Raw genomic sequence first — 18,007 nt, forward strand, 5'->3', positions numbered from 1 at the left:
GACCGCCCTGCGCCACCTGCTTGATCGCTGCAATCTTGAATTCCTCTGTGTACCGCTTACCGCTCATATCTTCTCCTTGTGCCCGACATTATGGCTCAGGAGTGTCTACGATAGTCGTGGCGATTCAGTGGGTCAATCCACGCACATGTATCGCTGAGAGGGTTCAACGCAATAGTTGTTCATCGACAGCAAAATTCCGCGATCACTGTCGAAATTTCCTACAACATTTGGCAGTTAAGCTCTGTCCAGAGCAAAGCGCTAAGAAAAAGCCCATGCGTCCAGATCATGGCACACATGGGCTGCTAATTCTTGTGACTGTCTTATGCTGTTTATTCAGTCTAGTTTGACAAACGTAGATTGTAGCTGACACACATAATCTGCGATTGACAAACATAATTTAGCCTCATCACAAGCTCGTTACCCAGCCGAAGCCATCACTCCACCGTCACCGACTTCGCCAGATTGCGCGGCTTGTCCACATCCGTGCCACGGGCCAGGGCCGTGTGGTACGCCAGCAGTTGCAGGGCGACGACGTGCAGGATCGGCGACAGGCAGCCGTAGTGTTCCGGCAGGCGGATGACGTGGACGCCGTCGCCCGACGTGATGCGCGAGTCGACGTCGGCGAAGACGTACAGCTGGCCGCCGCGGGCGCGCACTTCCTGCATGTTCGACTTCAGCTTTTCGATCAGCGCATCGTTCGGGGCGATCGTGACGACCGGCATTTCCTCCGTCACCAGGGCCAGGGGGCCGTGCTTCAGTTCGCCTGCCGGATAGGCTTCCGCGTGGATGTACGAGATTTCCTTCAGCTTCAGCGCGCCTTCCAGCGCGATCGGGTAGTGCATGCCGCGGCCCAGGAACAGGGCGTTTTCCTTGCGGGCGAACTCCTCGGCCCAGGCAATGATCTGCGGTTCCAGCGCCAGCACGGCGGTGATGGCCGACGGCAGGTGGCGCATGGCCTTCATGTGGGCGGATTCTTCTTCGTCCGTCAGGCGGCCATTGACCTGGGCCAGCGACAGGGTCAGCAGGAACAGCGCGGCCAGCTGGGTGGTAAAGGCCTTGGTCGAGGCGACGCCCACTTCGACACCGGCGCGGGTGATGTAGGCCAGCTTGCACTCGCGCACCATTGCGCTGGTGGAGACGTTGCAGATCGTCAAGGTGTGCTCCATGCCCAGCGAACGGGCATGCTTCAGCGCGGCAATGGTGTCGGCCGTTTCGCCGGACTGGGAAATCGTCACCACAAGGGTGTCCGGGTGCGGCACGCTGTCGCGGTAGCGGTATTCGCTGGCGATTTCCACGCTGACGGGCACCTTGGCGATCGATTCGATCCAGTACTTGGCCGTCAGACCGGCGTAGTAGCTGGTGCCGCAGGCGATGATCAGCACGCGGTCGATCTGCTTGAAGACCTTATAGGCTTCGTCGCCGAACAGTTCCGGCATGATGCCCGTGACGCCTTCCAGGGTGTCGCCCACCACGCGCGGCTGCTCGAAGATTTCCTTCTGCATGAAGTGGCGGTACGGGCCCAGTTCGGCCGCGCCCGTGTGGGCGTGCACGGTTTTTACTTCACGCTCGACCGGGCGGCCGTCGACATCGACGATCCACGTGCGGCCCAGTTGCAGGTCGACGACGTCGCCTTCTTCCAGGTAGATGATCTGGTCGGTCGTGCCGGCCAGGGCCATGGCGTCGGAGGCGACGAAGTTCTCGCCTTTACCGAGGCCGACGATCAGCGGCGAACCTTGGCGGGCGGCGACAACGCGGTGCGGCTCTTCGCGGCTGAACACGGCAATGGCGTAGGCCCCGTGCAGGCGCTTGACGGCCTGCTGGACGGTCTCGAACAGGTCGCCGGTGTACATGTGTTCGACCAGGTGGGCAATCACTTCGGTATCCGTCTGGCTCTGGAACACATACCCCAGCTGCTGCAGCTCGGCGCGCAGTTCGTCGTGGTTTTCGATGATACCGTTATGAACCAGGGCGATGCGAGCGTTCTCGTCACTGGGCGAGAAGTGCGGGTGGGCGTTGTGCGACGCCGGCGCGCCGTGCGTGGCCCAGCGGGTGTGGGCGATACCGGTGAAGCCCTGCAGGGCCACTTCGTCCATCTGCTTTTCCAGGTCCGCCACACGCGACGTGCTGCGCGAACGCTGCAGCTTGCCGTCCACATGCAGGGCGACGCCACAGGAGTCGTAGCCGCGGTATTCGAGGCGCTTCAGGCCTTCGATCAGGACTGGGGTGATATTACGTTGCGCTACTGCGCCGACGATGCCGCACATGGTGACCTCTGCAATGAAAGATGGAATGGCGCTATCGTAGTAGAGTGCGCTCGAAATAAGCTTTCTTAATGTACACATATATGAAAGAATATTTCATGTCACTTTCGTTACGAAATTATCTTTCATTTTTATTCAAAAATTTTATGAATACGCCATTTGAGCTGGACGATGTCGACCGCCGCATCCTGAATGCCCTGCAATCGGACGCCGCCTTGACCAATACTGAGCTGGCGCAACTGGTGCACGTGTCGGCACCCACCTGCCTGCGCCGCGTCAAGCAATTGCGCGATCACGGTGTCATTGCCCGCCAGGTGGCCATCGTGGCGCCGGAAAAAGTGGGCACGCAGCTGACGGCCATCGTCGACATCACCCTGGACGTGCAGGCGGCCGACCGCATGGCCGAGTTCGAGGGGCATGTGGCGCAGGAGCCGGCCGTGTTGCAGTGCTACCGGGTCTCGCCCGGGCCGGATTTCGTGCTGATCGTGCAGGTGGCGGACATGCCGGCCTACCACGCGCTGGCGCACCGGCTGTTCACCAGCCACGCCAATGTGCGCAATGTGAAGACGTATTTTTCGACCTTCCGCAGCAAGTTCGAAACGCGCATCGCCCTGTAGCAACCGGGTTATCCCAACTTGTTCACCGGCTGCACACAGCCTGCCCACAGCCTTATACGGTGCTTGTCAACATCTTGCTACCGGCTTGCCCACAGTGTCTTCCACAGGGTCATCCACTGCTTTGGGATAGTTACACACAGCTTTACACAGCCTTATTCGACCGCTGCCCACAGGGTTGCCCACAGCCGCGGGCCCAGCACCGCCAGGCTGGAAGCGGCCTGGCGCCCGGCTGCCGAACAAGGCGGCAACATCGGGATGGCTGTGAACAACAACGTTTTTGCAGGTGCCGATTTCTCGTGCCCGTCAATCATATAGAAAGTTGCGCTGCGCGCACCCCGGAGGCACAAAAAGGCCCAAGGCGCGCCGGACCTGCCCACAGCGCAATCAGCACCGCAGCCGCGCGTATTGACAAGCTTCCTATCAACAACTTATCGACTGCTTGTCCACACGGTTATACACCAGTCGCCGTGCCTGTTTTTGTGGCAGAAACCCACGATACAGTGCTGCCCACAGCTTTTCCAACTCTTGTTCACCGGCTTGCCCACAAAGTTATCCCCACTTTTCCAGAGAGCATCCAGCGCCAAAGCAGTCCAGCTCCACATTGCAGTTCTGCACTGTTTACACACCGCTTGTTCCGGGGCTTACCCACAAAGTTCTCCACAAGCAGCTCGGGCGCGGGGCGGCTAGAATGACGCATGAATTATCTTGCCCATATCTACCTGGCGCGGCACAGCGACGCGGCCATGGTCGGCGCCATGCTGGGCGACTTCGTCAAGGCCGGCGACATGGCCAGCTACCCGCCGGAGATCGCACGCGAGATCATGCTGCACCGCCATGTCGATACGTACACGGACAGCCACTCCATTGTCGTATCGGCCCGGGAACTGTTCGGCGCAGGGCGGCGGCGCTATGCCGGCATCGTGCTCGACGTGTTCTATGACCATGTGCTGAGCCAGGACTGGGGGCGCTATTGCGCCGTGCCCCGCGAGGAATTGATTGCGCGCTTCTACCGGGCCTTGATGGCGCACGAGGCGGTGCTGCCGGCGCGGCTGCGCGACATGCTGCCTTACCTGGTGCGGCAGGACTGGCTGGGGGGATACATGGAATTCGACGGCGTGGTGGAGACAGTGGCGCGGGTGTCGCGCCGCCTGAGCCGCAATGGCGAGCTGCTGCGTGACGGTGTGCAGGACCTGGTCGCGCACCAGGATGCCATCACGCAGGGGTTCGACCGATTCTTCCCGCAGCTGATCGCGTTTGCCGCGGCGCGGCGGGAAGAACTGATGATGGCCGAATCTTGATTACTTCTTGGTCTTGACGGGGCGGACCCAGCTGTCGACGGTCAGCTGCTTCGGACGGGAAATCGTCAGCTTCCCGGCCGGGGCATCTTTCGTCAGGGTCGTGCCGGCACCGATGGTGGCGCCAGCACCGACGGTAACGGGGGCCACCAGCTGGCTGTCGCTGCCGATAAAGGCGTCGTCCTCGATAACGGTGCGGAACTTGTTGGCACCATCGTAGTTGCACGTGATGACGCCGGCGCCGATATTGACGCGCGAGCCCACCGTCGTGTCGCCCACGTAGGCAAGGTGGTTGGCCTTGCTGTGCGCGGCCACCTGGCTGTTCTTAATTTCGACGAAGTTGCCGACATGGACGTCCTCGCCCAGCTCGGTACCGGGGCGCAGGCGCGCATACGGCCCGATGATGGAGGCGGGGCCGACAATGGCCTGTTCGATATGGCAGAACGGCTTGATCTGGGCACCGGCAGCGATTTTCGCATTGACCAGCACGCTGTGCGCGCCGATCGTGACGCCATCGGCCAGTTCGACCTTGCCTTCGAACACACAACCAACGTCGATCGTCACGTCGCGCCCGCACACCAGCTCGCCGCGAATATCGATGCGGGCCGGATCCATTACCGTCACACCCCGTTCCAGCAGCGCCAGCGCCTGGTTGTTCTGGTGGATGCGTTCCAGCTGGGCCAGCTGCACCTTGCTGTTGACGCCCAGCACTTCCCATTCGGCGGACGGGTGGGCCGACACCACTTCGACGCCGTCGGCCACGGCCTGGGCGACGATATCGGTCAGGTAGTACTCGCCCTGGGCGTTATTGTTCTGCAGCTTGCCCAGCCATTGCTTCAAGCGCGCCGTCGGCACGCACATGATGCCGGAATTGATTTCCTGGATGCGGCGCTCCTCGGCGCTGGCATCCTTTTCCTCGACGATGCGCACGATGCGCCCGTTTTCACGGACGATGCGGCCCAGGCCGTACGGATCGGCCTGCACGACGGTGAGAATGCCCAGCTTGTCCTGCCCGGCCGCTTCCACCAGTCGCTGCAGCGACGCGCTCGTCGTCAGCGGCACGTCGCCGTACAGCACCAGGGTCGGCACGGCGTCGTCCAGTTCCGGCAGCCCCTGCATGACGGCGTGACCCGTGCCCAGCTGCGGTTCCTGCAGCGCGGCGGAGATGGCGATGCCGCCCCGCGCCTTGTGCTGTTCCAGCGCGCCCAGCACCGCGGCGCCGCCGTGCCCGTATATCACGCATAATTTGGCCGGAGCAAGGGTCCGCGCGGTATCGATCACGTGCGACAACAAGGGCTTGCCGGCCAGGGGATGCAAGACCTTGGGCAAAGTGGATTGCATGCGTTTGCCCATGCCGGCAGCAAGAATGACAACGTTCATATGGACGATTCGAAAGTTATAAATATGCAAAAGTTTAGCACGCAGTCTTTCCGCACGTGGTGCATCCTGGCCGCCGTGGTGCTGGTGGCCGCCTGCAGTTCGCTGAAACTGGCATATAACAATGGCGATACCCTGCTGTATTGGTGGCTCGACAATTATGTCGATTTCGAGGACGGCCAGCGGGGCGAGGTCAAGAAGGATATCGATAATCTGTTCCGCTGGCACCGCAAGACCCAGCTGCAGGACTATATCCACGTGCTGCAGAAGGCGCAGAAGCAGTTGCAGGGCAATCCCACCCAGGCCGAGCTGCTGGCCGACTACAACGACGTGCGCGCCCGCACCCAGGCGCTGTTGCTGAAGGCAGCCCCGGACATCGCCGACCTGGCCCTGTCGCTGAAGCCCGAACAGCTGGAGCAGATGGAAAAGAAGTTCGCCAAGAATAACGCGGATTTCCGCAAGAAGAACATGAAGGGCGACAAGGCCGACCAGAACAAGTACCGCTACAAGAAATCGATGGAACAATTCGAACTGTGGTTCGGCAATTTCACCAACGAGCAGGAAAACACGATTCGCGCCGCCTCGGACGCCCGTCCCCTCGACAACAACATCTGGCTGGATGAACGCATGCGCCGCCAGCGCAACGTGCTGGCGCTGGCCCGCCGCATCGTGCAGGAAAAGCCCAGCCGCGAGCAGGCCACCGCCCAGATCCAAGCGCTGATCCGGGAATCGTTCACGCGCCTGGACAATTCCGAGCGCAAGCCCTTCTTCGACGCCTACACGAACAGCACGATCGAGCTGGTCCACACGGTGATCCGCATCGCCACGCCGGAACAGAAAGCCCATGCGCACAAGCGCATGCAGGGCTGGATCAACGATTTCACGACCCTGGCGGCCGAGGTGAAATAAGGACTGCAACGTTGCTGGAAAACGGTCGGTCCGCCGCAGCGGTCGGACACCGGTTTTCGGGAAACATTCGGGCGGCGGCGCGCATGATATAGTGCCGCGTCCTATTTGTCCGACCTCGCCATGCAGAAGAAAAAGCCCGCCAAAGTTCCCGTCCACGGTCCCCAGCACAGCAAACAGGTGCGCATTATCGGCGGCAGCTGGAAGCGCACGCCGCTGCCCGTGCTGGACGCGCTGGGCCTGCGTCCGACGCCGGACCGGGTGCGCGAAACCGTCTTCAACTGGCTGAACCATTTGCTGGACAACTGGTCTCAATCCCAGGTGCTCGATCTGTTCGCCGGCAGCGGCGCGCTGGGCTTCGAGGCGGCCAGCCGCGGCGCTGGCGCCGTGACGATGATCGATGCCAACACGGGCGTGGTGCGCCAGCTCGATGCCATCAAGGAAAAACTGAAGGCCGCCAACGTGACGGTGCTGCGGGCCGATGCGCTGGCGGCGGCGCAATCGCTGGCGCTGCGTGGCCAGCGTTTCGACGTCATCTTCCTCGACCCGCCGTATGGCCTGAACCTGCTGGAGCGTTCGCTGCCGCTGTGCCAGGCGCTCGTGAAGGAGGGTGGCCTGGTCTACGCCGAGGCGGAAGCGCCGCTGATGGGCGAGGAAGAAGAAGGCGGGGGCGGCGAGGCGCCGGACTGGCTGGCCCCGTGGGAAGTGGTGCGCTTCGACAAGGCTGGCCTGGTGCATTTCCACCTGTTGCGCCTGCGCGCCAAAGGCGCCTGATCCCCACCCGGCAAATCCGGGGTCCTCGAAGCGGTGCCTGGATTTAGGGCATAATGCGCGTCTGATTGGTGCATAACGCAGGGGAGCCGCAATGGTTGTAGCTGTTTATCCGGGAACGTTCGATCCGCTGACCCGTGGTCACGAGGATCTGGTGCGCCGCGCATCGGGCCTGTTCGACAGGCTGGTCGTGGGCGTGGCCGACAGCCAGAACAAACACCCGTTCTTCTCGCTCGAGGAACGCCTGGAAATCGCCAATGAAGTGCTGGGACACTATCCGAACGTCAAGGTGGAAGGCTTTTCCGGCTTGTTGAAGGATTTCGTGCGCCAGCATGATGCGCGCGTGATCGTGCGCGGCCTGCGCGCCGTGTCCGACTTCGAATACGAGTTCCAGATGGCGGGCATGAACCGCTACCTGCTGCCCGATGTCGAAACGCTGTTCCTGACGCCATCCGACCAGTACCAGTTCATCTCCGGCACCATCGTGCGCGAGATTGCCCAGCTGGGTGGCGACGTATCGAAATTCGTGTTCCCTTCGGTGGACCGCTGGCTGCAGAAGAAAATCGCGGCCAACAAGACTGCATAGAGTAATGCCATGGCTTTGATGATTACCGACGACTGCATCAATTGCGACGTGTGCGAGCCCGAGTGCCCGAACGACGCGATCTACATGGGTCCGGAAATTTACGAAATCGACCCGGACAAATGCACCGAGTGCGTGGGCCACTTCAACGAACCGCAGTGCCAGCAGGTGTGCCCCGTCGCCTGCATTCCGTTCAATCCCGCCTGGCGCGAGAGCGAAGACGAGCTGCGCGTCAAGTACGAACGCCTGCAGGCCGCCAAGGCCGCCTGATACCCGTCACTTACCCTTCACTTGCACCTTTTTCGCCCAGCCCGCCGGCGCAAAAGGCAGCACTGCAACACCGGCCCGGTTGGGTGGTATATTGCGATGGCATTGCCCAACGCAACTTGATTACCCGTTCCGGAGACCGTATGTCCTTCACCCGTAGAAAACTGCTTTCCGCCGCCGCCGTGCTGCTGGCCATGGCCGCCGCGCCGGCATTTGCCGCCGTCGATGTCGCCGGCATCAAATTCGAGGAAACCGCCACCGTCGGCGGCCAGGTATTGAAGCTGAACGGGGTAGGCGTACGCACCAAGGTGATCTTCAAGGTCTATGCGCTGGGGCTGTACCTGGCGGAAAAGAAAACCAGCCTGGCCGACGTGCAAGCCGTTCACGGTGCGCGCCGCCTGCACATCGCCCTGCTGCGCGACCTGACGTCGGAAGAATTCGGCGACGCCTTCATGAAGGGCCTGAACGCCAACACGGACCAGGCCGAGCGCATCCGCCTGCTGCCGCAAACCAAGGCCTTCGGCGAGATGTTCGCGTCCATTCCCGGCCTGAAGAAGGGCGATACGCTGCTGGTGGATTGGGTGCCGGGCACGGGCACGGTGTGCACCTTGAACGGCAAGAAGATCGGGGAAACGGTGCAGGAGGTGGCGTTCTACAACGCCATCGTGCGCATCTGGCTGGGTGAGCACCCGGCCGACGAAGCCCTGAAGCCGAAACTCCTGGGCGGAAAATAAGCAGACGCGGCCATGCCGCGTGGACGGCTGCAGCTTAGCCGCGGGACGCCATGGCGCGCAGTTCGGCAGCGTTGCTGGGCGAGCCGTCGGCGGCGTTCATCAGGCCCTTGAGCAACGTGGCATCGCGCATCTGGCGACGCTGCAGGCGCTGTTCCTTCGTGCGACGTGGTTTGATGGCCAGCAAGGCGGCCAGCGCCAGTCCGCGCAGCAGGGGCCGGAACAGGACGACAAAACCCACTACCAACACGGCAACGGACAGGAATTGCAGCGCCTCGACCAGCGAAAACGTGGTGAGGAATTGTGCTGCGGAAATGAAATTGGACATGCTTTTCAGGTTGCGTTTAGAATCTGACGCTACTATAGTGCAGCGCAACATATCATTCCAATTCTGTTTCCCAATATTAATCATCACTACTCTGAATAACACACCATGAGCTTTCTGACGCTGGACTTGAACCTGCTGCGCGTATTCGATGCCGTGATGACGGAACAGAACCTGACGCGGGCGGCCGGCCATCTGGCCATGACGCAACCGGCCGTGTCGAACGCCATCAAGCGCCTGCGCGAAAGCCTGGGTGACGAGCTGCTGATCCGCACGGCCTACGGCGTCAAGCCGACGCCCCGGGCCGAAGCGCTGTGGCCGGCCGTGCGCAGCGCGCTGGCGTCGCTGGAAGCGGCTGTGGCGCCCGGCACCTTCGATGTGTCGAAGGCCCACGCCACCTTCCGCCTCGCCATGGCGGACGCGACGGCGGCCATGTGGCTGCCTTCGCTGATGCGCTCGATCGAACGGGATGCGCCGGGCATCAATGTGCGGATGATGCCGCTGACGACGCGCGAGCCCCGCCCGATGCTGCTGCGGGGCGATATCGACCTGGCCGTCGGCTTCTTCCCCGGCGTGGCGGCCCAGCTGTCGTATGAAACGGCGACGCCGATCCGCCACGAGCGGCTGTATTCGGGCACCTATGTCTGTGTGATGCGCCGCACCCACCCGCTGGCCCAGCAGGAATTGACTCTGGACAATTATTGCGCCGCCAACCACCTGCTGGTCAGTTTTTCCGGCCGCGCCCACGGCCTGGTGGACGAAGCACTGGCCCAGATCCAGCGCGAGCGCCGCATCCTCTTGACGGTCAACCAGTTCTTCACGGCCGGCCGCGTCGTCGCCAACTCGGACCTGATCACGGTACTGCCGAAGCACCTGATCGCCTCCACCGGCATGACGGACGCGCTGATTTACAAGGACTTGCCGTTCCAGCTGCCGGCCGTCCACCTGGACATGCTGTGGCACGAACGCGACGCCCGCAGCCCCGCCCACAAATGGCTGCGCGGCCACCTCGAAGGCATGAACTCGGTCGTGCAGCGCACGGCCCCGGGCACGTCACCGAAGAACGATACCTACTGATCACGGCCGGGTTCGTGTCCACCGTGGGGTCAGACCCCGACATAGACACGAGCTCGTCTGCAGTAACAGCCGGGTTCGTGTCCACATCCGGGTCTGCCCCCGATGTCGACAGAAGAACGATACCTACTGACCACGGCCGCGACCGTGTCAGTGGTGGCCGGATTTGTAACCGATGCGGAAGCCGCCCCAGTGCTTGCCGTTGACGTAGATGGGGGCGGACAGGTCGTGCATGACTTCCCCCGTGTCGCGCTTGTAGGTTTGCAGCAGGAAAGGGAGGGTGTTGCTGCCGCAGCGCTTGCCCGTGCGGTCGCTGAACAGGCGCTTGGTGCGATTGTTGACGATGTCGACCTGGTAATTGCCCGTCAGCGGCTGCGAAAACTTCTTGTTATGGGTGGGGAAATAGCCCTGGTCATCGACGGCACCCGCGTAGGCCAGCTGCGGCATGGCCGCCAGTAACGTTTCCTGCAGGGACGGCAGCACGTCGTCCGTGAAAGCGTCGAACAGTGTGTTGTACTTGACGGGGTCGGTGCCGGGAATGGGCCGGTAGCGCCGGTCGAACAGTGCTTCCCGGCTGATCCGCCCTGAGGCGATCGCCTTTTCGAACAGGGCGCCAACGTCGCGGGCGGCCCCCATGGCGGCGTCGCGGATGGCGTCGTGCGGCGTGGCCACGTCCGCTTCGGCCAGCGCGCCGGCAATGATTTCCGCCCGTTCCGCCAATGCCATCGCCGAGCTCGCCACACGGGGCAATTCGCCGTCCGTCGACAGCATGCTGTCACGAATCCTCGTAATGGCGTCAGCAATCACCTGGGCCGTGGCGACGTGCTCGCGCGAGGCGTGGGCGATGGCGTCGATTTCCTTCTCCGATTCCGCCGACGACCGGGCGATATTGTCCAGCAAGCCGTGCACCGTCTGCACATTGCTGGCCGCGTCCGTGACGGCAGCCGCCAACGACGCCATGCCGCTACTGGCCGTTTGCGCCTGCTCGTTAATCGCCCGCACCATCTGGCTGATTTCATCGGTGGCGGCCTGGGTGCGCTGGGCCAGCTGGCGCACTTCGCCGGCGACGACGGCAAAGCCGCGGCCCTGTTCGCCGGCCCGGGCCGCTTCGATGGCAGCGTTCAGCGCCAGCAGATTGGTGCGGGCGGAAATCTCGGAAATGGCCTCCGTGAACCCGGCAATGCGGCTGGCCTTCTGCTGCAGGTCCGCCATCATGTTCGCGGCCACCTGGGCATCGCTGCTGGCGCCGGAAATGCGCCGCAAGCCCCTGTCCACCTCGGCCCGGCCCGCCACCGTTTCTTCGCGCACGCGGTGGGCCACCAGGGACGCGCGCTCGGCATTGGCCGCCACCTGCACGGTGGTGCGGGCGTTTTGGGCGGAACTGGCGACGATGCCGCTGGCCGTTTCGACATCCTGGCCGATCTTGGTCTTGACGGAATCGACGAAATACGAGGTTTCGGCCGCGCCGATCATGATGGCGTCGATTTCCTCGCCCACCGTGCGGGCAAAGCGGTGCACGCCGCTGTCGCGCCGGGGGCGCATCGCCGCGCCGGCGACACCGGCGGCCATCAGGGCCGCCACGGCCGCCGGCAACACTGCCGCGGTGCCGCCGATCAGCCACGCCGGTGCGACACCGGCCACCGTGGCCGCCAGGATCCAGCCGCCTTGCCGCAAGGCTCGAATGCGCTTCATGTCCACCCGCTTCATGTCCTAACCCCTTGCGAGCCGGCCGGAGCGGACTCGTCTATTTGATCGGCAACTTGCTTGTGTTCTTTACTTCTTCCATCACAGCATAAGTATGGGTTTCGCGCACGCCTTTTTGCAATAAAGTCTTGCCCAGGAACTCGCGGTAGGCCGCCATGTCCTTCACGCGTGCCTTGACGAGGTAGTCGAAACCGCCCGCCACCATATGGCATTCGAGCACCTCGGGAATCACTTGTACGCTATGCTTGAAGGCATAGAAGACTTCCGGCGTGGTGCGGTCCAGTACCACCTCGATGAACACCAGCAGCGACACATCCAGCAGCTGCGGGTTCAGCTGGGCCGTGTAGCCCATGATGTAGCCCGATTCGTGCAGCTTGCGTACCCGTTCCAGGCACGCCGCCGGCGACAGGTTGACCCGTGCGGCCAGCTCCACATTGCTGATGCGGCCGTCGCTTTGCAGCTCCATCAGGATCTTTTTACTAATCTTGTCCAGCATTCAAATCCCCTAATTAATTTTATTTGGTTAAATTCTCTCACCAAAAACTATGTATTGCTAGCCCCCAGCAATACCAGAATTAATCCAGAAGATTCCCCGATACAATCGAATCATTCGCGTTTTACGCCTGACACGCTCCGCAAACCCTGTTTGCCGGGCGTGTTTTGTTACGTACGCCCAACACAATTATTTTTTGCACAAATCCACGATGAACGCTCTCGCCGCCCCCTTTGCCGCCCTGCAGGACGAAATCCTGCGCGACCCCAGCCCGCTGCGCGCCGCCGTCACGGCCGCCTACCGCCGTGACGAAGCCACGGCCGTGCAGTGGCTGCTGGGCCAGATCCGCGACGGCGGCCCCGCCACGACAGGCCAGGCCCAGGCGCTGGCACGCCGCCTGGTGACGGCCGTGCGGGAAAAACGCACGCGCGCATCCGGCGTCGATGCGCTGATGCACCAGTTCTCGCTGTCGTCGGACGAAGGCGTGGCACTGATGTGCCTGGCCGAAGCGTTGCTGCGCATTCCCGACAGCGCCACGGCCGACCGCCTCATCGCCGACAAGATCAGCAAGGGCGACTGGCGCAAGCACCTGGGCGAATCGCCGTCGCTGTTCGTCAACGCGGCCACGTGGGGCCTGCTCGTCACGGGCAAGCTGGTGGGCTCGAGCAGCGAGGAAAAACTGGGCTCGGCCATCACGCGCCTGATCGCCAAGGGCGGCGAACCGCTGATCCGCAAGGGCGTCGACCTGGCCATGCGCATGCTGGGCAACCAGTTCGTGACGGGCCAGACCATCGATGAAGCCATCCGCAACGGCCGCGACAACGAAGCGCGCGGCTACCGCTATTCCTACGACATGTTGGGCGAAGCGGCGCTGACGGAAGCGGACGCGGCCAACTACTACAAATCGTATGAGACGGCCATTCACGCCATCGGCAAGGCGTCGAACGGCCGCGGCATCCGCAACGGCCCCGGCATTTCCGTCAAGCTGTCGGCCCTGCATCCCCGCTACAGCCGGGCCCAGCGTGACCGCGTGATGACGGAACTGCTGCCGCGCCTGCGCTCACTCGTGCTGCTGGCCAAGCAGTACAACATCGGCCTGAACATCGACGCGGAAGAGGCCGACCGCCTGGAACTGTCACTGGACCTGATGGAAGCGATGGCCTTCGATGCCGACCTGGCCGGCTTCGACGGCATCGGCTTTGTCGTCCAGGCCTACCAGAAGCGCTGCCCGTTCGCGATCGACTACCTGGTCGACCTGGCGCGACGCTCGGGCCGCAAGTTTATGGTACGCCTCGTCAAGGGCGCCTATTGGGATGCGGAAATCAAGCGCGCCCAGGTGGAAGGCATGCCCGGCTATCCCGTCTACACGCGCAAGGTGTACACGGACGTGTCCTACCTGGCCTGCGCCCAGCGCCTGCTGGCGGCGACGGACGTCATCTATCCCCAGTTTGCCACGCACAACGCCCAGACCCTGTCGACCATCTACACGTGGGCCAAGCAGGACGGCATCGAGGACTATGAATTCCAGTGCCTGCACGGCATGGGCGAGACCTTGTACGACCAGGTGGTGGGCGACGCCAATCTGGGCAAGGCCTGCCGCATCTATGCCCCCGTCGGCACGCACGAGACGCTGCTGGCCTACCTGGTGCGCCGCCTGCTGGAAAACGGCGCCAATTCCTCGTTCGTCAGCCAGATCGTCGACGAAAGCATCCCTGTCGACGAGCTGATCGTCAACCCGCTGGACGTCGCGCGCGCGCTGCAGGGTGCGCCCCATCCGGCCATCGCGCTGCCGCTGGACATGTTCGGACCTGCACGACGGAACTCGGCCGGCATCGACCTGTCCAACGAGGACGTGTTGCGTCAGGTGTCCGCCACCTTGGCCCAAGCGCGGACGTGGACGGCTGCGCCCCTGCTGGTTGAGACCAGCGATGCCGCAGCCATTGCCCAACCCGTACGCAATCCAGCCCAGCATGGCGATATCGTTGGCCACGTGACGGAAGCGACCGCCGCCGATGTCGAGCGGGCACTGGCTGGCGCGGCAGCGTTCGCGATGGATTGGCAGACCGTGGCACCGTCCGAGCGGGCCGATGCCTTGCTGCGCGCGGCGGACCTGTACGAAGTTCACCAGCTCGAATTGATGGCCCTGGCCATCCGCGAGGCGGGTAAGTCGTTGCCGAACGCGATTGCCGAAATCCGCGAGGCGGTCGATTTCCTGCGTTACTACGCGGAGGAAATCCGGCACCAGACCAACGTGCTGGCGCTGGGCCCCGTGACGTGCATCAGTCCATGGAACTTCCCGCTGGCCATCTTCACGGGCCAGGTGGCGGCCGCACTGGCCGCCGGCAACGTCGTACTGGCCAAGCCGGCCGAGCAGACGCCGCTGATCGCCCACCGCGCCGTGCAGTTGCTGCACGAAGCCGGCATTCCCCGTGCGGCCCTGCAATTCCTGCCGGGCCAGGGCGATGTCGTCGGCGCTGGCCTGTGCAACGACGCCCGCGTCAAGGGCGTCATCTTCACGGGCTCGACCGAAGTGGCCCAGTTGATCAACCGCACCCTGGCCAAGCGCGCCGTGGCCGAGCAGTGCGATATTCCCCTGATCGCCGAAACGGGCGGCCAGAACGCGATGATCGTCGATTCCTCGTCGCTGCCCGAGCAGGTGGTGCAGGACGCGATGTCGTCCGCCTTCGACAGTGCCGGCCAGCGCTGCTCGGCGCTGCGCGTGCTGTTCCTGCAGGAAGACATTGCCGATAAAACCATCACGATGCTGAAGGGCGCGATGGCCGAGCTCAATATCGGCAGCCCGGACCGCCTGGTAACGGACATCGGCCCCGTCATCGACACGGAAGCGCAGCAGAACCTGCTGGCCCATATCGAAAAAACCAAGCGCTCGGCCGTGGCCCATTTCTCGCTGGGCATTCCGGCCGGTGCCGCCGGCACCTTCGTGCCGCCTACCGTGCTGGAGATCCGTTCGCTGGACGAGCTGACGAAGGAAGTGTTCGGTCCCGTCATGCACGTGATCCGTTACCGCCGCGACGAGCTGCCGAAAGTAGTGGCTTCGATCAACGCCAGCGGCTTCGGCCTGACCCTGGGCGTGCATTCGCGCATCGACGAGACGATCGACTACATCACGTCGCGTGCCCATGTCGGCAATATCTACGTGAACCGCAATATCGTCGGCGCTGTCGTCGGCGTGCAGCCCTTCGGTGGCGAAGGCAAGTCCGGCACGGGCCCGAAGGCGGGCGGTCCCCTGTATCTGAAGCGCCTGCAACGGGCCGCGCCACCGGTGGAAACGCACGCGCGCCAGTCGTCGCCGTGCATCGATGCCCTCGTCGTGTGGGCCAACAACCAGGGCAAAGCCCGGCTGGCGGCCCTGGCCGAGCAATACGTGCACACGACGCCCCTGGCGACGGAAATCGTGCTGCCAGGCCCCACAGGCGAACGTAACACCTTGCGCTACGAAGCCCGGGGTACAGTCGCCTGCTTCGCGGCCAGCCCGGATGGTTTACTGAACCAGCTGGCGGCCGTGTTGGCAACCGGCAACCGCGCCATCGTCGTGGCCCAGTCCAGCAGCCTGGTACCGGCCGACCTGCCCCTGGCCGTGCGTGACCGCCTGCAAGTGGTGGGCAGCCTGGACGCCCTGAAGGACGGTTTCCAGATCGCCCTGGTGGAGTCAAGCCTGGCGCCGCAGCTGCGCGTGCCACTGGCTGACCGTGACGGCGCCCTGATCAGCGTCATCGACACGACGGCGGAAGGCGCGATCCCCCTGTGGCGCCTGATCGCCGAGCGCGCCCTGTGCGTCAACACGACAGCCGCAGGCGGCAATGCCAGCCTGATGACCTTGGGCGCATAAGCATTTCGTCCGCAACCTCTGCAACACCGAATGGCGCGAATTTCGCGCCATTTTTTTCGTCCCTACCGATCAGCCCGTGTCGACATCGGGGTCAGGCACCAAAGTCGACACGAACCCGGCTAGGCACCCCAGGAAGCTCCAGATGAGCCTGTGTCCACCTTGGGGTCAGACCCCGACATGGACACGAACTCGGCCATTTGCGTGCCGTGCGGGCCCTCTGGGCGCTTCCCTGAGGGGTTTCATAGGCTAAGGCCGTGTCGACATCGGGGTCAGGCACCAAAGTCGACACGAACCCGACTGGGTACCCCTGGACGCTCGAGATGAGCCTGTGTCCACTTTGGGGTCAGACCCCGACATGGACACGAACTCGGCCATTTGCGTGCCGTACGGGCGCTCTGGACGCTTCCGCCAGGGGTTTCATAGGCTGAGCCTGTGTCGACATCGGGGTCAGGCACCAAAGTCGACACGAACCGGCTGTCGACATCCCAGGACGCTCCAGATGAGCCTGTGTCCACTTTGGGGTCAGACCCCGACATGGACACGAACTCGGCCATTTGCGTGCCGTATGGGTGCTCTGGACGCTTCCGAAAGAGGTTTCATAGGCTGAGCCTGTGTCGACATTGGGGTCAGGCACCGAAGTCGGCACAGCCTCGGCAGTCAGTTGACTAGGAACGGTCCAGATGAGCCTGTGTCCATGTCGGGGTCTGACCCCACGGTGGACACGAACTCGGCCGTTTGCGCCGCGTAGCAGGGCTGTGAATGCGTTGGGTGACGTTTTATGGGGCGGGACAGGGTATGGCGAACGTGACTGGGGATAACCAGGCCGGTTCTCCACAGGTCCTGCCGCTAGCCCTGGCAGAAATTGCGCAGGATGCCGAAGGCGTAGCGCGACGCCACCGTTTGGACAAAGTGCATGAAGTCCGTGGCGGCGCTTTCGTTGGCGTTGTCGGAAATCGTCCGGATGACGGCAAACGGAATATTCAACTCGAAACAGACCTGGGCCACGGCGGCACCTTCCATTTCTACCGCCAATAAATCCGGCAACCCATCCTTCAGCGCCGCCAGGCGCACGCCGTCGTTGATGAACTGGTCGCCGCTGCCGATCATGCCACGGTGCAGTTGCACGACGTTTTCTTCGTTGTCCAGAAAGCGGCGGGCAGCGCCAGCCAGCTGGCGCGACAGTTCCAGGTCCGTGGGCAGGCGGGTCAGCCCCGTCAGCGGAACTTCGAAGCGGGGGAACAGGGGCGACGCATCCATATCGTGTTGGACCAGCGATTCGGCCACGACCACATCGCCTACCCGCACGGCAAAGTCTGCACTGCCGGCCACGCCCGTGAAGATGATGTGGGTAACACCGAACTTTTCCACAAGTGTCGCGGCCGTCATCGCGGCAGCGACCTTGCCGATCCGCGACAGCACAGCCACGGCATCGATGTTCCACAACGTTCCCGTCGTGTAGTCACGCATGCCATGCGTCACTTTTATCGCGTCCTGCATAGCGTCGATCAGGCCATGTTGCTCCTCCGCCAAGGCTGAAATGATTCCCAGGCGCATTTTTTTGCTCGAATTGGTCGAATTCATGGGGTTTTGGTGTGTTCGCGGCGGGTTTTCCAAGGTTTCCGTTTCCGGGTTTACATTAGATTAAAGTATTTATATAAACTGGTAGTAGATAGTAAACGCCGCCTGTCCTGTGGATAAAGCTGTTAACATCCACAAAATCAGCAGTTTACGGTCAATCAAACCTGCTGAACAA

At 62.8% G+C, this 18,007-nt stretch carries 15 protein-coding genes; 9 read left to right on the forward strand and 6 right to left on the reverse strand.

Annotation, left to right across the window (positions count from 1 at the left end):
- Window positions 1–434 precede the first annotated feature (434 nt).
- Complete coding sequence (gene glmS / locus GM672_RS00935; protein ID WP_155468657.1) at window positions 435–2,264, reverse strand: glutamine--fructose-6-phosphate transaminase (isomerizing); 1,830 nt, start codon at window positions 2,262–2,264, stop codon at window positions 435–437.
- 143 nt (window positions 2,265–2,407) lie between these two features.
- Between glmS and GM672_RS00940 the strand changes: the two genes are divergently transcribed.
- Both GM672_RS00940 and GM672_RS00945 read left to right on the forward strand, forming a co-directional pair.
- On the forward strand, window positions 2,408–2,878 hold the full coding sequence (locus tag GM672_RS00940; RefSeq protein ID WP_155468658.1) for an Lrp/AsnC family transcriptional regulator: 471 nt from the start codon (window positions 2,408–2,410) through the stop codon (window positions 2,876–2,878).
- 695 nt (window positions 2,879–3,573) lie between these two features.
- A complete protein-coding gene (locus tag GM672_RS00945; protein WP_155468659.1) occupies window positions 3,574–4,176 on the forward strand; it encodes an acyl carrier protein phosphodiesterase in 603 nt (200 codons plus the stop codon).
- On the opposite strand, the gene glmU is transcribed toward GM672_RS00945, so the two are convergent.
- Window positions 4,177–5,553: a bifunctional UDP-N-acetylglucosamine diphosphorylase/glucosamine-1-phosphate N-acetyltransferase GlmU gene (glmU, locus tag GM672_RS00950; RefSeq protein ID WP_155468660.1), complete on the reverse strand. Its 1,377-nt coding sequence runs from the start codon at window positions 5,551–5,553 to the stop codon at window positions 4,177–4,179.
- A gap of 24 nt (window positions 5,554–5,577) precedes the next feature.
- On the opposite strand from glmU, the gene GM672_RS00955 reads away from it, so the two are divergent.
- The 5 genes from GM672_RS00955 to GM672_RS00975 all read left to right on the forward strand — a co-directional run bounded on the left by GM672_RS00955 (window position 5,578) and on the right by GM672_RS00975 (window position 8,811).
- A complete protein-coding gene (locus GM672_RS00955; protein ID WP_155468661.1) occupies window positions 5,578–6,459 on the forward strand; it encodes a DUF6279 family lipoprotein in 882 nt (293 codons plus the stop codon).
- A gap of 120 nt (window positions 6,460–6,579) precedes the next feature.
- Window positions 6,580–7,230 carry a 16S rRNA (guanine(966)-N(2))-methyltransferase RsmD gene (gene rsmD, locus GM672_RS00960; protein WP_155468662.1) on the forward strand — a complete coding sequence of 217 codons (651 nt, stop codon included), beginning with the start codon at window positions 6,580–6,582 and terminating at the stop codon, window positions 7,228–7,230.
- A 91-nt stretch (window positions 7,231–7,321) separates the two neighbouring features.
- Window positions 7,322–7,813 carry a pantetheine-phosphate adenylyltransferase gene (gene coaD, locus GM672_RS00965; protein WP_155468663.1) on the forward strand — a complete coding sequence of 164 codons (492 nt, stop codon included), beginning with the start codon at window positions 7,322–7,324 and terminating at the stop codon, window positions 7,811–7,813.
- 9 nt (window positions 7,814–7,822) lie between these two features.
- On the forward strand, window positions 7,823–8,080 hold the full coding sequence (locus GM672_RS00970) for a YfhL family 4Fe-4S dicluster ferredoxin (RefSeq protein WP_155468664.1): 258 nt from the start codon (window positions 7,823–7,825) through the stop codon (window positions 8,078–8,080).
- 140 nt (window positions 8,081–8,220) lie between these two features.
- Window positions 8,221–8,811, forward strand: a complete 591-nt coding sequence (locus GM672_RS00975) for a chalcone isomerase family protein (protein WP_155468665.1) — start codon at window positions 8,221–8,223, stop codon at window positions 8,809–8,811.
- Between the two features lie 34 nt (window positions 8,812–8,845).
- Here GM672_RS00975 and GM672_RS00980 read toward each other — a convergent pair whose 3' ends face one another.
- Window positions 8,846–9,136 carry a hypothetical protein gene (locus GM672_RS00980; RefSeq protein ID WP_229417495.1) on the reverse strand — a complete coding sequence of 97 codons (291 nt, stop codon included), beginning with the start codon at window positions 9,134–9,136 and terminating at the stop codon, window positions 8,846–8,848.
- Window positions 9,137–9,241: 105 nt separating this feature from the next.
- Between GM672_RS00980 and GM672_RS00985 the strand changes: the two genes are divergently transcribed.
- Window positions 9,242–10,210 (forward strand): LysR family transcriptional regulator, encoded by a 969-nt coding sequence (locus GM672_RS00985; protein ID WP_155468666.1) that lies wholly within the window; start codon window positions 9,242–9,244, stop codon window positions 10,208–10,210.
- A gap of 147 nt (window positions 10,211–10,357) precedes the next feature.
- Here the strand turns inward: GM672_RS00985 and GM672_RS00990 are convergent, their stop codons facing one another.
- Both GM672_RS00990 and GM672_RS00995 read right to left on the reverse strand, forming a co-directional pair.
- The gene (locus tag GM672_RS00990) at window positions 10,358–11,899 is read right to left on the reverse strand and encodes a methyl-accepting chemotaxis protein (RefSeq protein ID WP_229417496.1); all 1,542 of its coding nucleotides are present in this window, start codon (window positions 11,897–11,899) and stop codon (window positions 10,358–10,360) included.
- A gap of 52 nt (window positions 11,900–11,951) precedes the next feature.
- Window positions 11,952–12,407: an Lrp/AsnC ligand binding domain-containing protein gene (locus GM672_RS00995; protein WP_155468668.1), complete on the reverse strand. Its 456-nt coding sequence runs from the start codon at window positions 12,405–12,407 to the stop codon at window positions 11,952–11,954.
- Between the two features lie 208 nt (window positions 12,408–12,615).
- Between GM672_RS00995 and putA the strand changes: the two genes are divergently transcribed.
- Window positions 12,616–16,254 carry a trifunctional transcriptional regulator/proline dehydrogenase/L-glutamate gamma-semialdehyde dehydrogenase gene (gene putA / locus GM672_RS01000; protein ID WP_155468669.1) on the forward strand — a complete coding sequence of 1,213 codons (3,639 nt, stop codon included), beginning with the start codon at window positions 12,616–12,618 and terminating at the stop codon, window positions 16,252–16,254.
- Between the two features lie 846 nt (window positions 16,255–17,100).
- Here the strand turns inward: putA and GM672_RS01005 are convergent.
- Window positions 17,101–17,808: a 5'-methylthioadenosine/adenosylhomocysteine nucleosidase gene (locus GM672_RS01005; protein WP_155468799.1), complete on the reverse strand. Its 708-nt coding sequence runs from the start codon at window positions 17,806–17,808 to the stop codon at window positions 17,101–17,103.
- Window positions 17,809–18,007: the final 199 nt, after the last annotated feature.

Origin of the sequence: Pseudoduganella buxea (genome assembly GCF_009720835.1) — a bacterium.
In the GTDB taxonomy this organism is placed as follows: Bacteria; Pseudomonadota; Gammaproteobacteria; order Burkholderiales; family Burkholderiaceae_D; genus Rugamonas; species Rugamonas buxea.